Annotated in this window: 11 protein-coding genes; 8 read left to right on the top strand and 3 right to left on the bottom strand. The window is 65.0% G+C overall.

The window, feature by feature from the left end; genetic code table 11:
* Positions 1–18 precede the first annotated feature (18 nt).
* From B3446_RS16185 to B3446_RS16165, 5 genes are all read left to right on the top strand, one after another.
* Entirely contained in the window at positions 19–1182 is a 1164-nt protein-coding gene (locus tag B3446_RS16185; protein WP_291383338.1) for a CoA transferase, read from the top strand.
* Positions 1179–2411 carry a CaiB/BaiF CoA transferase family protein gene (locus B3446_RS16180; RefSeq protein WP_291383336.1) on the top strand — a complete coding sequence of 411 codons (1233 nt, stop codon included), beginning with the start codon at positions 1179–1181 and terminating at the stop codon, positions 2409–2411. The genes B3446_RS16185 and B3446_RS16180 overlap by 4 nt, the downstream gene beginning before the upstream one ends.
* A 48-nt stretch (positions 2412–2459) precedes the next feature.
* Positions 2460–3083, top strand: coding sequence for a cysteine hydrolase family protein (locus B3446_RS16175; RefSeq protein WP_291383334.1), 624 nt, complete (start codon positions 2460–2462; stop codon positions 3081–3083).
* 7 nt (positions 3084–3090) lie between these two features.
* Entirely contained in the window at positions 3091–3903 is an 813-nt protein-coding gene (locus B3446_RS16170; protein ID WP_291383332.1) for an HpcH/HpaI aldolase/citrate lyase family protein, read from the top strand.
* Between the two features lie 80 nt (positions 3904–3983).
* On the top strand, positions 3984–4631 hold the full coding sequence (locus tag B3446_RS16165) for a GntR family transcriptional regulator (protein WP_291383330.1): 648 nt from the start codon (positions 3984–3986) through the stop codon (positions 4629–4631).
* Positions 4632–4755: 124 nt separating this feature from the next.
* On the opposite strand, the gene B3446_RS16160 is transcribed toward B3446_RS16165, so the two are convergent.
* A complete protein-coding gene (locus B3446_RS16160) occupies positions 4756–5199 on the bottom strand; it encodes a DUF695 domain-containing protein (protein ID WP_291383328.1) in 444 nt (147 codons plus the stop codon).
* 190 nt (positions 5200–5389) lie between these two features.
* On the opposite strand from B3446_RS16160, the gene B3446_RS16155 reads away from it, so the two are divergent.
* Positions 5390–6877, top strand: a complete 1488-nt coding sequence (locus B3446_RS16155) for an SEL1-like repeat protein (RefSeq protein ID WP_291383326.1) — start codon at positions 5390–5392, stop codon at positions 6875–6877.
* 22 nt (positions 6878–6899) lie between these two features.
* On the opposite strand, the gene B3446_RS16150 is transcribed toward B3446_RS16155, so the two are convergent.
* Positions 6900–10220, bottom strand: a complete 3321-nt coding sequence (locus B3446_RS16150) for an autotransporter outer membrane beta-barrel domain-containing protein (RefSeq protein WP_291383324.1) — start codon at positions 10218–10220, stop codon at positions 6900–6902.
* A gap of 571 nt (positions 10221–10791) precedes the next feature.
* Positions 10792–11691, bottom strand: coding sequence for a LysR family transcriptional regulator (locus tag B3446_RS16145; protein WP_291383322.1), 900 nt, complete (start codon positions 11689–11691; stop codon positions 10792–10794).
* A gap of 214 nt (positions 11692–11905) precedes the next feature.
* On the opposite strand from B3446_RS16145, the gene B3446_RS16140 reads away from it, so the two are divergent.
* Together B3446_RS16140 and B3446_RS16135 are read left to right on the top strand one after the other, a co-directional pair.
* The gene (locus B3446_RS16140; protein ID WP_291383320.1) at positions 11906–12580 is read left to right on the top strand and encodes an RraA family protein; all 675 of its coding nucleotides are present in this window, start codon (positions 11906–11908) and stop codon (positions 12578–12580) included.
* On the top strand, positions 12577–13794 hold the full coding sequence (locus B3446_RS16135) for an aminotransferase class I/II-fold pyridoxal phosphate-dependent enzyme (protein WP_291383318.1): 1218 nt from the start codon (positions 12577–12579) through the stop codon (positions 13792–13794). The genes B3446_RS16140 and B3446_RS16135 overlap by 4 nt, the downstream gene beginning before the upstream one ends.
* Positions 13795–13820: the final 26 nt, after the last annotated feature.

The following is a 13820-nucleotide window of genomic DNA, read 5'->3' as shown; positions in this document are numbered from 1 at the left end:
CCCTGACGAGACAGCCCTATGCAGTCCAACGAAACGCCACAAACCGCCTCGCTGCCCCTCACCGGATGCCGCGTCCTGGAGCGTTCGAACACGGTGGCGGCCGCGTACGCCGGTCGAATGCTTGCCGCCCTGGGCGCGCAGGTCGTGATGCTGGAGCCGCCCGGCGGATCGCGGTTGCGGCAGGCGCCGCCGATGACCGGCGACGGCGAGAGCGCACTTTTCGCATATCTGGCGGTGGGCAAGCGCAGCCTGGCGGCGGACCTGGCGTCGCCGCCGGGACGGGCGCTGCTCGCGCAGCAGTTGGCGCAGGCGGACATCCTGATCGACGACACGCCCGTGCGCGAGCGCGAAACGTTGGGTCTGGAGCCGCGCGAGGTAGGCCGCCGCTGGCCGAACCTTGTGCATGTCAGTGTGCTGCCGTTCGGGGCGGAGGGCCCGAAGGCCGAATGGGAAGGCGAGGAAGTCAATCTGCTGCACGCGGGCGGCGAAGGCTTTCTACTTCCCAATGGCCTGTCGCACGAGCTGTTTCCCGACCGGCCGCCCTTGAAGATCTACGGCCATTTCGGCGGCTATCAGGGCGGGGCGATGGCGGCTTTCTGCGCGCTGTCGGCCTGGTGGGCGGTGCCGGCGAGCGGCGGGCAATACGTGGATGTGTCGGTGCAGGACGCCGTGCTGTCCGTGGGCGCGTTCGCCTTGCAGCGGTTGGGTGACGGCTCGCTGGAACATCGCACCAGCCGCCGCTTCCGCTACGGTGGCGTGTTTGAGGCGCAGGACGGCTACATCGAACTGCTGACATTGGAGGACAGGCAGTGGGCCGCGCTGGTGCAACTGCTGGGCAGCCCGGACTGGGCGGCTGATCCCGGCCTGCGCGACCCGCTGGAGCGCAGCCGCCGCGGGGACGAGATCAACGCCCATGTGCGCGAATGGATGGCGCGTCATCCTGTCGACGACATCGTGCGGCGCGCGCAGGAACTGGGTGTCCCCGCTGCCAAGTACCGCCTGCCGGCCGAGGTGGTGAGTGGTGAACAGGAGGCTGCGCGCGGCCTGTTCGCGCCGGCCGAACTGGCCAGTGGCCAAGCGGCCAGCATTCTGGTCGCGCCCTTTCAATTCCGTTGCACGCCCTTGCCCAGACCGGGGCGCGTCCCGGTCCTGGACGAGATGGCGCAGGAGGTATCCGCATGACGCAATCTGAAAACGCGGGGGCGCCGTCCACCCGAGCGCTCCGTGCGCCGCTGGCTGGCGTGCGCATTGCCGACTTCACGATCCACGCGGCCGGCCCGTTCTGCACGCACCTGCTCTCGCAACTGGGCGCCGAGTGCATCAAGATCGAGAGCCTCACGCGCCCGGACGCCTTTCGCAAACCGCACGCGGTGTACGGCCGCATGTCCGCCGCCACGTTCGACCAGGTGTCGGCCAACAAGCTGTCGGTGCGTCTGAACCTGAAGCAGCCCGAGGCCGTGGCGCTGGCCAAGCGGATCGTTGCGCTGTCCGATGTCGCCGCGGAAAGCTTCCGGCCCGGCGTCATGAAACGTCTGGGATTGAGCTTTGACGCGCTGCGTGAGGTCAAGTCCGACCTCGTGCTGCTGTCCCTGTCTTCATGCGGCCAGAGCGGGCCGGATTCGCACTTTGCCGGCTATGCGCCGTTATTTGGCGCGTGGGGCGGACTGGGCTGGATGAGCGGCTATAGCGATGGCCCGCCGGTGGAGATGCGCCACGTGATGGACCACGCGGCGGGCGTGCACGCCGCGCTGGCAACGCTCGCCGCCCTGAACCAGCGACGTCGAACCGGACAGGCGCAGCATGTCGACCTGGCCGCGCGTGAGGTCGCCTCGGCCATGATCGGCGATGCGCTGGTCCTGGCCAGTCTCGGCATCACGCCGCAACGTCCGGGCAACGCGGATCTGGCCATGTCGCCCCACGGCGTCTATCCCACCGCGCATCCCGACCGATGGCTGACGCTGGCCGTGCGGACGGACGAAGCGTGGCGCACCCTTGCGCGCCTGTTGGGCGGGGAGGGCGACGCCGACCGGTATCCCGACGCGCCTTCGCGGATCAGGCATCGCCAGGACGTCGACCGCCTCGTCACGCAGTGGCTTGCGACCTGCGACGCCGACGCCACCGCCGAGCGCTTGCAGCAGGCCCGCATCTGCGCACACGTGTCGTGGACTATGCAGGACATTGCGTCGGACCCGCATCTGCAGGCGCGCGGCGCCGTCTCGCCGGTCGAGGCGCCCGGCATCCCGGCCCGTCTGGCCGTGGGTGCGCCGGCCCGCTTCAGCAAGGCCGACCAGGTCGGAATCCGGCGCTTGACGCCCGCCCTGGGCCAGGACGAGGATTACGTGTTCGGCGAACTGCTGGGACTGGACGCCGCCCAGCGCGCCGACCTGCAGGCGCGGGAGGTAATCCTGTGACCGTGCCACTGCACCCTCGCGCCGCGCACCGGCAGGGCGCGGCTGTCCATGCCACCCCCCACCCCCGACAACAACCTTGAGGAAATCTCGATGAAAGACGCCATTTACCTGGTGCTGGACATGGAAAACGATCTCGTCCATGCCGACGGACCCAACGGCCGCGCCGGCTACGGCGAGCAGGTGCGCAGCCGCGGCATCCTGCAAAACACGCGGCGTGCGGTGGACAAGGCGCGTGCGGCCGGCCTGCCCATCGGTTTCGTGCGGGTGGGCTTTTCGCCCGACTACCGCGAATGCCCGCCCAACTCGCCGATCTTTTCCGGTGCGCGCAAGAACGGCATCTTCAAGCTGGGCGAGTGGGGCACCCAGGTGCACCCCGACCTGGGCCAACAGCCCGGCGACTTCGATATCGTCAAGCACCGCGTCAGCCCCTTCTACAGCACCAACCTGGAAGCCATCCTGCGCGCGAACGGCATCAAGCGGATCTATTGCTCGGGCATCTCCACCAACGCCGTGGTGCAGGCCACCGTTCGCGAAGGCCACGACCGCGATTACGAAATGGTCGTGCTGGAAGACTGCTGCTGCGGCCTGACCGCCGAAGAGCACGACAACGCGATCAAGAGCCTGCAACGCTTTTGCCGGACCACCAACTCCCACGACGTCGTCTTCGAGTGAGCCCGCCGTGAAGCCTCTTGCCCGCAGCCTGCTTTTCGTGCCGGGAGACCGTCCCGAGCGCTACGACCGCGCCGTCGCCAGCGGTGCGCACGAAGTCATTTTGGACCTGGAGGACGCTGTTGCACCGGCCGCCAAGGACCGGGCTCGCGCAGACGTGGCCGCCTGGCTCGCCCGGGGCGGCCAGGCCTGGGTGCGTATCAACCCCGCCGACGCGCCTTGGCACGAAGACGACATGGCCGCGCTACGCGAACTGCCAGATACAGGTGTCATTCTGCCCAAGGCGGATGCCGCCACGCTCGCGGCGGTGATCAGGGCCCTGCCGGGCCGGCGGATCATCGCGCTGCTGGAAACGGTGAGGGGCCACATGGATCTGCCCGCGTTAGCGCAAATGCCGGGCCTCGCGCGTATTGCTTTTGGCAGTGTGGACTTCGCAATGGACAGCGGCATTGCGGATGAGGGGCAGGCCATGACGCCCGTGCGCACCGCCATCGTGCTGGCGTCCCGCCATGCCGGCCTGCCGCCGCCCATCGACGGCGTCAGCCTGGAGTTCACCGATCCGGCGCGGATGCGGTCCGACGCGGCCCGATCCCGCCAGTTGGGCTTCGGCGCGAAGCTGTGCATTCATCCCCGCCAGGTGCCGCCTGTCAATGCCGCCTGGCTGCCGACCGAGGCCGAGCGGGAATGGGCGGAGCGGGTGCTGGCCGCCGACGCGGCCAGTGGCGGGGCCGCCACGGCCGTGGACGGCAAAATGATCGACAGGCCGGTTGTCGAACAGGCGCGGCGCATCGTGGCCGAAGCGGCGGGTGCTGCCATGACTTAACGGGTAGAATCGGGCCCACAAGGGCTTCGCGGCCTGCAAGCAGGTTTATCCGGCTCGTCCGGGCCACTCAGGCTTAATCGATGGAATACCGAACAAAAGAGGAACAAGTCGCCGACTACCTGCGCGAGCGCATCATCTCGGGCGTCTTTCCCCGCGGCTCGCGCTTGAAGCAGGCCGAGATCGCCGAGCAATTGCGTCTGAGCATCACGCCCGTGCGCGAGGCGCTGAAGCTGCTCGAGGCCGAGGGTTACATCAGCGGCGATTCCTACCGTGGCGCGCGCGTGGTGCCGTTCGACGCCGGCGCGTCGGCCGAGATCCTGCAACTGCGTCTGCTGCTCGAATCACAGCTCGTGCGTGCCGCCATCGAACGCATCACCACCGAAGACATCTCCGAACTGCGCATCTTGGCCGACGACTTCGCCAAGTCATTTGCAAGCGGCGACCGCGCCACCGCGCGTGGCATCAATTACCGCTTTCACCGCCAGCTCTACGACATCGCCCAATTGCCGCAAACCTTGCACTTCGTGCAGATACTTTGGGCGCGCTATCCCTTCGACCTGATCAACTCGGCCTCGGGGCGTGGCGCGGATGCCGTGCGTGAACACGAGGAAATCCTGCAGGCCTTCGCGTCCGGCGACGCCTCGGCCGCTATGCTGGCCATGCGCAAGCACATCGAGTCTGGCTGGACCGTGCTGAAATCCCTGAGCGAAGCAGCTCAAGCGGAATAGGGCGCTCGCGCCGTGGCTCGTGCCGCGCCCATTCTTATTACTGATTTCCGATCCGGAGCGCCTCTCCGATAGAAAAAAATCGGGCGGCGGCTTGCTCCGAAAGCAGGCCGCCGCGCAGCGTCCTTCAATGCAGCTGATCCGACCCCTTCGGCTGCAATCCCGCCAAGGCATTCCAGTCCGGATCCTTGAACATGCGCAGTTCGACCGGATAGACCAGATGCCCCGCAAGGCATGCGTTGAACGCATCCAGGAACGCTTCGACATTCGGCGTGTAGTACCGCCACTCCTTCTGATGATTGCCCGTCAGGCAAGCCACCTGCACACCGGCGTCCGTATTCTCGAAGCCCTGTTCGATGGCTTCTTCAAACGCGTTGGTGCGCTGCTTGTCTTCGTCGTTCGGCATGCCCGTCTCGATGCCCTGATACGCCCAGGTGATGATGATCAGGTTTTCGTTGTGCTGACGATCGGACTCGGACGGCAGACCGGTGCGAAAGCGAACGACGACCGGCAGTCCGTTGATCTGGGCTTCGCCCACCGCCCACATATCGCCTGGAAATAGGCTGCTCATTGCGTGTAACTCCTGCTGATTCAAATGCGAACAAGCCGGGAGTCTATCGCAACGCATCGCGCAGTCAGGCTGAGTGCGGGATCAATTCGTTCATCTTGATCTGCGTGAACCGCCATGCCACATGGCGCAGATACAATCGCCCGGGTCGTTCGCACCACAGCGACAGCCGTTGTTCACAGGGAAGCAGTAGATGTACACGTACTTGAAGTTCGCCGCCGCCGCGGTGCTGATGGGATCCGCCTTTTCGGCCTTCGCCCAACACGACCACCAGGCCGAACGCCTCTATGACCGCGCCATCCAGCAAGACGCTGGGGCGCTGAAGGCGCTTCAGGACCTCGCGAAGGGCAAGGATCCCGAAGCGCTCATGGCGCTCGGTTTCATGTATGAGCACGGCGTGGGTGTCATTCGCGACGTCAAATTGGCCATCGCCAACTACGCGCTGGCGTGCCATCAGGGCGGCCAATACGGGTGCGCCAACGCCGCCTACTTCTTCGAGTACGGCATCGGCGTCGACAAAGACGCCAGCATCGCTGAGCGCTACATCGGGCTTATCGACAAGGACGACATCGACAACATCGACGACATGAAAGAGCTGGAGCGCCAGCGCCACATCGTTTACGAGGGCAAGGCCGCAGCTGAGACGGACGTCGAAATGCGGCTGCCGGTCATCGAATACCTTGAACGTCACGTCGGGTCGGCCTCCTCCGATGCCCGCGCGATGATGGCGCGAATCGGGTTCACCAAGCTGGACACCCTGCGGTTGGCGCGCGTCTGGGCAGAGCGGGACAAAGAACCCGAGATGCTGTTCCGTGTTGGCAGCTTCTACAACTTTGGCTACTCGCACGTCGAGAAGAAAGACGCCGAGGCCTTCAAGTGGTGGCAACGCGCGGCAGAAGCCGGCGAGCCGCAATCGCAGAACCTGCTGGGCCTTGCCCACCTCCAAGGCAAGTGGGGCGTGGATCAGGATCCGGCAGTCGCCGTGTCATGGTTCGAGCGCGCGGCCGCGCAAAGCGACCGGGATGCGTTGGTCAATCTGGGCGAAATCTACTACCTGGGCGAGATCGTTCCGGTCGATTACGCCCGGGCACGGTCCTTGTTTGAAGAGGCGATTGAGCAGGGCTCCGCCCGTGCACCGAGATTCCTGAGCTGGATTTACTACAACGGCCAGTCGGTAAAGACCGATTGCCAAAAGGCCCTGCAATACCGCCAGGAGCGGCGCAACAATCAGCCGGATGCGCAGGACGACGCCAAATTCCTGGCCCAATGCAAAAGCGATCTGGACCAGCGCAAACAGGCGGGCAAAGCGGCACCCACGCTGCGTCTGCAGCACAAGTCGACGTATCACGGCGGCAACGGCGGCGCCTTGGCCTGCGAACCGCATTTTGTCGTCACCACCGACAAGCTGGGTGAAATCGCCAATCTGCGGGTGACTGTGGAATTGAAGAATGACCAGGACGCGACAACGCAGCGAACCCTGGCGTTCAGTCCGTTTGGCATGAACACGATGAACGAAGGCCTGGATGGCCGGGCATGGGATTCGTTCAGTTCAAGCACCTTGTTGCCGATGAAGACCCAGGAATTCTGCGATTTTCAGGCCGACTACCGGATCACGGAAGCGACTGCGCTCGTAAATGGCCGGCAAGCGGATCTGGTCGCGGAAGGGATTTTCAAGAAGTAGAGCGGGCATTCGTCCGCCGCCTTCACCAGCGCATCCGAAAGCCCATGGTCCCCGACAACGAGCGATTGCCGCCTGAGTGCGCCAAGCTGGTGTTCAGCAACCCCTCGGCATAGATCGAATACTTGTCCTTGCCCCAGTTGTAGGACGCGCCGGCGCCGATGCCGCCCCAAAGGCGATCCGGCCGAGACTTGAATGCCGTCCCGCCCACATCCACCTGGCTGCCGTTCAGAAAGTCGTAGTACAGGTTGGCGACACCATAGACATGCGAGCGGTCCATCCCATCCTTGCCGCCGCGCGTCTCACGGTCCAACGTTACGCCCAGCCGGCTCTGCAGGCTGCCGCCCCGGCTTGAGCGCACCGTCGCACCGAACGCATCGTCGAAGCGATCAAAGTGCACGCCCGAATAGGTCAACTGCGCCTGCGGCGTCAGCGACCATTCGGCGTTCAGCGCGATGCGCTTGCCGCCTTCGACGGACAGGGCGTAACCGGCGCCATCGTTGTCTTTGACCAGGCGGCGGCCAGCCAGTCGCGAACTCAGGTCCGAGTTGAACCACATGACCTGCGCCAAGCCATCCACGTAGAGGCCGTCGTGGCCGTACCACGTCAACGTGCCGCCCAGGCCGTAGCCGTCGGTGGCGATGTCGCCATTGCCATATACGGAGCGCGTCGACGTGTTGCCGTGTACATATTGGAAGTATCCGCCGCCCACCAGCGCGCCATTCTCGCGGCGGGACAACAGAACGTCCGAGCCCGCCTGCACCTTCGAGTAGTTCAGCGTGAAGTCGGTGCCGCTGGTCGACGTGCTGGGCTCGACCCGGCGGTTGCCGCCTTCGATACGTGCCCACGCGCCGGTGCCGTCGAGGTGAGCGCCGGCGTCCTGCATGCCACCCGCGCCAGACCAATAGCGGTTCCCGACACGGCGCTGCAGCGTCGACACTCCGTTCAATGCCAGCAACGCCTGTGGGTAGGCCTCGTAGGCCGATACGCCGGCCTGATACAGCGGTTGCGGCGCGGGATTCACGCCCGGCGCGGACGGTGCGTCGTCCGTCCGTTCAGACCTCAGATACCAGTTGCCGAGTTCCGTGCCGGACGCGTTGCCCTGGTAAAGCTGATAGGCGTACGAGCCCGCCACGACCGCGGGCTTGCCATTCACTTGATAATCGCCGGCCAGCGAGAAGGCGCCGTTCGAGTTGCCGCCGACCGACACCAGCATGATGCCTTCCGTGGTTGCGGCCCCCGCGCCGCCCGCGTTGCTTACCTTCAACACCGAGGTGCCGGCCGTATCGCCGTTGACCACCACCTTGTCGGTGATCGACGCGTCGTTGCCCAGTACGGTGTTCAAGGCGATGACGCCGGCGCTGCCCACGTAGCTGCCGCCGATGGTCAGCACGTTGCCGGGCGCGGCCCCGCCCAGCGTGATGGTTCCCGCGTTGGTGACGGTGCCGCTGATGGTGGAGGTGCCGCCGCTGATGGCCGGTGCGAACAGGGCCGTGCCCGCAGCCAGGGACAAATTGCCGTTCAGCACGAAACCGCTCTGCTGAACCGTCAGCCACGATCCGTCACGCAGGAACACACCGGTCGTCGTGTCGGCGGGTGTGCCCACTGCCAATCCGGCATCCGTCAAGGTGAGACCACTGCTGGCCAGATTGAATACGCTCCAATTGCGGATGTCGCTGCCGGCGCGCGTCGCGTTCACGGCATTGGACACGTTGAGCGTGTCGACGCCGCCACCGCCGCCGTCCAGCGCGGTGATGCCGGAGAATCCGCCAGACAGGTCCACCGTGTCGTTGCCCGCGCCGAGGTTGATGGCGCCGTTGACGACGGCGGCGTTGCGGACGATGACATGGCCGTTCCCGCCATTGTTCGAAATGGCAATGCCGGAGGTCGATTCGACAAGGGCAGCCGGCCTGACGTCGACGGTGCTCATGCCGCCGGCATTCGAGGCTGTGGCAATCGCGGCGCCGGAACCTCCCGCCACGTGTCCCAGCACGACGATGTTGGTGCTATTGGCGGTCGGCGAGGCGCCAGTGCCATTCACGGCATAGACGCCGCTGCGTCCGCCCTGGACGTTGTTGACGGTGATGTCCAGCGCCGACCCAAGGCCGCGGGTTTCGGCATACACGCCATCCATGCCGGCGCCCGTCGAGGTGTCCGTGCTTGTGATGCTGACGTCGCCGGTGTCAGTAGTCAAAAGGTAAATGCCATACAGACCGCCGTTCGTGACCCTTCCGGTAACGGCAACGTCTCCAGCCCCTGCATTCGCGACCGAGATCCCCGACGACGTCGTGCCAGTGGCGGTACCGGTCGACCTGACCGAAATGGCGCCGCCGTTGCTGGAGACCGCAATGCCGAATTCACCGTGGGTATCCACGGCGTCGATGGTCGTGTCCACCCCGGAATAGGTGAACGCGGCGATGCCGCTGAAGCCGCCGGTCGCCGTGCCGGTGGAGTCGATCTGCACCGCGCCGGATCCGCTATGGTCGACCAGAATTCCCATGTTGCTGGCGCCATTGCTGTTCACCGCGCGGACTGTGGTGCTGGTGCCGGTCGCATTCGTGACGGCAATGCCGTCGCTGGCGCCATTCGCCGTGCCGGTTGAGCTGACCTGGACGGCGCCGGTGCCGGCGTTGTTGTTGACGATGATGGCCGCGCCACTCAGGCCTGCCGTGTCTGCCACGCTGACGGTCGTATCGGTGCCGCCTGCGATCTGCACGCCGATGCCGTCGATGGACCCGGTGGCCGTGCCAGTGGACGTGACGCGGACAGCGCCCGTACCGCTGTTTGACACATAGATGCCGTTGCCGTTGCCACCGTAGGTGTCGCCTGCGGTAAGCGTGATAGCACCGTTTTGCCCGTAAAGCGCGATGCCCGTGCCGTTCGATGCAGTGGCCAGGCCCGACGAGGTCACAGTCAGTGCGCCGGTTCCGGTCATGGCCACGATGCCATTCTCATGGCCCTGCGTGCGATTCGCCTCGATCGTCAGATCGGTGCCGCCGACCATGTTGGCGTAGATGCCTGCCTTGTTCACGCCCGTGGCCGTCCCCGTCGAGACAACCCGAACCGACCCGCTGCCGTAGCCGTTGGCGCCGATGCCGTTTTCCCCGCCCTGGGTGTCATTGGCGATGATCAGCATGTTTGCACCATAGCTGTCGCCTCGAATTCCTTCGCCCGACGGACCCGTCGCAGTGATGGCGCCGGTGGAGGTGATGTTGAGGTCGCCGCTGGTGTTATTCAGGACATAGATGCCGAAACTGCCTGCCGTGCTGATGTTCGACTGATGGGCGTCGATGAATGAGACGCCGCCTTCGCCCCGCAGATCAATCCCGTTATCTGCCGCGGTCACCGCCAAGCCGAATCCGGGTTGGGTGGTGACGGAGATAGGCGTCGGCGAGTCGATGGCCTGGGGGATGTCTGTAGCGGCAGCCGGGCCGGCGCAAACGGACGCGGGGCTTACGGTGCAGTCCCCAGCGAGGGCGGTTTGCCCGATATAGGCGCTGGAAGCGAGGTTCAACAGGGGAGCGACCACAAAGCCAGCCAACCGGAAAGGGGCTTTTTGATTCGCAAGAGCCTTCGACGGAAATCCCGGCATTCCGAACCTCTCCAACAGTCGTTGCGCAGCGGCGCACCGCTACGATCTCATAAGGGAACTACGGCAATTCGTCGACGAACTTAATGGGAACCGCTGGGCGCCATCAGCGGCTAGTCGGCTCCGCTTATCCGCCACAGTCGATCTGATCAGCCGCCACGCTTGACCTCTTCCAGGAGGCTGTTCGCCTCGTGCTTCATGCCAGATATTCCGACCTATGAAGAAGAGTGCTCGAGAAGCTCCTCACGGATAACTGGTACGGTCTTGTCGCCCCGGCGGGCACGCCCAAACCGGGGCTGGAAACGTTGCATGCGGCCTTTTTCGTGGCCTAACGCAAACGCCAACCCGTTGAAAACTCGCAGCAACTCTCCGCCAATTCCGCCACGCTCTCGCAAAACGCTACATCCGCATCCCGGCGGAACATCGCGCTGTACACCGACTGTGGCGGCGCGACGGTGGTGCGCGCGATGACGAGTTGCCGCGTGCTGACCATGTCTGCGAAGTAATCGCGAGGCAGGCAGCTCACACCAAACCCGGCGGCGGTCAATCCGGCCATCGCGATGAGGCTGTTGATGGTGAAGATGTTGCTTGCCGCCGTGTGCGGACGCAGCCAACCGTCGTAGATCATGTTCAACCCGGACTCGCGGCTCTGTCGCAGCAGCGGCAGCTTGGCGATGTCGGCCGGGGTGTAAATGCGGCTGGCGTCGATCAGGTCCGGACTGCCCATCCAGGCAAACTCCAGGCGCTGCAGCGCGACGACCTGCAGATTCGGTTCGGCAAACTCGCCGTGCAGGAATGCCATGTCCAATTGCCCGGCCTGCAGACGCTTGAGCAGGTCCGCGCCCAGATCGATATGCGGTTCCAGCGTGATGCGCGGATAGTGGGCGCGCAGCAAGCGGATCAGGGCGGGCAGCCACGTCATCGCGGTGATCTCGGTGATGCCGAAGCGGAACGTGCCCGTCAACGTGTGCTGTCCCTTCAGGCGAGCCAGCAGACGGTCGCGGTGGCCCAGCATCTGCTCGGCCAAGGCGTAGATCTCGTGTCCCCGGGCCGTCAGTTCGGCCCGGTGGCCCGACCGGTCAAAGAGGGCGATGTCGAAGTCGGCTTCCAGCTCCTGGATACGCTTGGTGATGGCCGATTGCGTCGTGTGCAGCTTCTGCGCCGACGCAGAAAATGTCCCCAGCCGGACGGTCCAATAAAGGGCCTCGATCTGTTTGAAAGTCAGCATGCGCGTGCCCGGCAGATCTTGATGTTCATTCCGAAAGTTCCGATAGGGGGTAACCCCTATATTCTGAAAAGTGATGAAGTTCGCTGAAATTTAATCCCTTTTTCGGAATCGCAAAAGCTCGCACCATTCGGTCTGATTCATTACCGGCCGCCCCGCCTCGCAAGCGACAGCGCGAAATACGGAGCGTCCTTCGACTCAGGACAAGCAGACCGACATGGCTCCCATTTCCACCGGCGCGCGCCAATTGCCCGCCTCTCCCGCTGCACCCGCTTCCGTACTGCAAGCGCTGGCAGGCATCGTCACCCCGCACCTTAGCGATAACCTCGCGCGCCGCGAGGGCATCACCGGTCTGCGTCGTTACAACGGAAGCGGCAAGCTGGTCGGCACCGCGTTGACGGTCAAGACCCGGCCCGGCGACAACCTGATGATCTACAAGGCGATGATGCAGATCCAGCCCGGCCATGTGCTGGTGGTGGACGCCGGCGGCGATCTGTCCAATGCCGTGCTGGGCGAAATCATGAAGCGCTATCTTCAGACTCATGGCTGCGCCGGCGTCGTCGTGGACGGCGCCATTCGCGACGTTGCGGCCTTCGAAGCCGATTCCTTCCCCTGCTATGCGCGCGGCCATATCCACCGCGGTCCTTACAAGGATGGTCCCGGCGAGGTCAACGTGCCGGTGTCGATCGGCGGGCAGGTCATCAACCCGGGCGACATCCTGGTGGGCGACGAAGACGGGCTGGTCAGCTTCGCAGCGTCGGACGCCGAGGCGCTGATCGCCGCGGCGCGTGCGCATGCCGACAAGGAAGCGCGCATCATGGCTGAAATTGCCACGGGCGAGAAAAGCCAGAGCTGGATGCAGGCCGCGTTTGCCGCGAAGGGGCTTGCATGAACGCCGTCACCGCAGATTTTCTGGCCGAACGCACCCGCGCCATCAAACCTTCGCCCAGCATGATGGCCAAGAGCCGGGTCGACCAATTGCGCGCCCAGGGTCGAGACATCGTGGACTTTACTGTCGGTGAACCGGACCTGCCCACGCCGGGGCATATCGTCCAGGCAGGCATCGACACGCTCAATAGCGGCGACATCCGCTATACGTCGTCCGTCGGCGCCAAACCGCTGCTCGACGCGGTGCGCGCCAAATTCAAGCATGAGAACGGGCTGGAATATGGCACGGACGAACTCATCGTCGGCGTGGGCGCCAAGCAGCTGATCTTCACTGCGCTGGCCGCCACTGTGCAGGCGGGGGACGAGGTCATCATCCCGGCGCCGTACTGGGTCTCGTACCCCGACATGGTGCTGGTCAATGACGGCACGCCGGTCGTCGTGGTCTGCCTCGAATCGGACGGCTTCAAGCTGACCCCGGAAGCACTGGAACGCGCCATCACGCCGCGCACGAAGTGGGTCCTGCTGAACACGCCCAGCAATCCCACCGGGGCGATGTACGGCGCGGACGAGTTGCGTGCGTTGGCAGCAGTGCTGGCACGCTATCCGCACGTCTGGCTGCTGACCGACGAGATCTACGAGCATCTGGCCTATGGCGAAGCGCGGCATCAGTCCCCGGCTGCGGTGGCGCCCGAACTGGCCGCGCGGACGCTGACCATCAACGGCGTGTCGAAGGCCTACGCGATGACGGGCTGGCGCCTGGGTTACGCCGGCGGTCCCAAGGCGCTGATCAAGGCCATGGCCACACTGATCTCGCAAAGCACCAGCTGCGTCAGCGCGATCAGCCAGTCGGCCGCGCGCGTCGCACTGACGGCCGACCAGCAGTGCGTGCGTGACGCCAATGCGCTGTTCCACGACCGGCGCGATCGCATCGTGGCGTTGCTGAACGAGGTGCCCGGCATTCGTTGCCCTGTCCCGGAAGGCGCGTTCTACGTGTATCCGTCGGTCGAAGGCCTGCTGGGCAAAACCACGCCGGCCGGCCAGAAGCTGGGCGGCGACCTCGACGTCGTGATGTATCTGCTCGACGAGGCGGGCGTGGCTTGTCTGGACGGCGCGGCTTATGGCCTGTCGCCGTATTTGCGGCTGAGCTTCGCGACCTCGATGGAAAACATCGAAGAGGGCTGCCGCCGCATTCGCGATGCATGCGCGCGCCTGGCATGAAGCCGTTTTTTGCAGCACCGATACCT

The organism is Achromobacter sp. UBA5777, from assembly GCF_002418565.1.
GTDB lineage: Bacteria > Pseudomonadota > Gammaproteobacteria > Burkholderiales > Burkholderiaceae_B > Achromobacter > Achromobacter animicus.
Note: the sequence above shows the minus strand (reverse complement) of the source record. Positions and strands in the feature narration are given on the sequence as shown.

Excerpts from the sequence above, each read along its gene's own strand:
- B3446_RS16185 (WP_291383338.1), top strand. The coding sequence starts at position 19 with ATGCAGTCCAACGAAACGCCACAAACCGCCTCGCTGCCCCTCACCGGA.
- B3446_RS16180 (WP_291383336.1), top strand. The coding sequence starts at position 1,179 with ATGACGCAATCTGAAAACGCGGGGGCGCCGTCCACCCGAGCGCTCCGT.
- B3446_RS16175 (WP_291383334.1), top strand. The coding sequence starts at position 2,460 with ATGCCACCCCCCACCCCCGACAACAACCTTGAGGAAATCTCGATGAAA.
- B3446_RS16165 (WP_291383330.1), top strand. The coding sequence starts at position 3,984 with ATGGAATACCGAACAAAAGAGGAACAAGTCGCCGACTACCTGCGCGAG.
- B3446_RS16160 (WP_291383328.1), bottom strand. The coding sequence starts at position 5,199 with ATGAGCAGCCTATTTCCAGGCGATATGTGGGCGGTGGGCGAAGCCCAG.
- B3446_RS16155 (WP_291383326.1), top strand. The coding sequence starts at position 5,390 with ATGTACACGTACTTGAAGTTCGCCGCCGCCGCGGTGCTGATGGGATCC.
- B3446_RS16145 (WP_291383322.1), bottom strand. The coding sequence starts at position 11,691 with ATGCTGACTTTCAAACAGATCGAGGCCCTTTATTGGACCGTCCGGCTG.
- B3446_RS16140 (WP_291383320.1), top strand. The coding sequence starts at position 11,906 with ATGGCTCCCATTTCCACCGGCGCGCGCCAATTGCCCGCCTCTCCCGCT.
- B3446_RS16135 (WP_291383318.1), top strand. The coding sequence starts at position 12,577 with ATGAACGCCGTCACCGCAGATTTTCTGGCCGAACGCACCCGCGCCATC.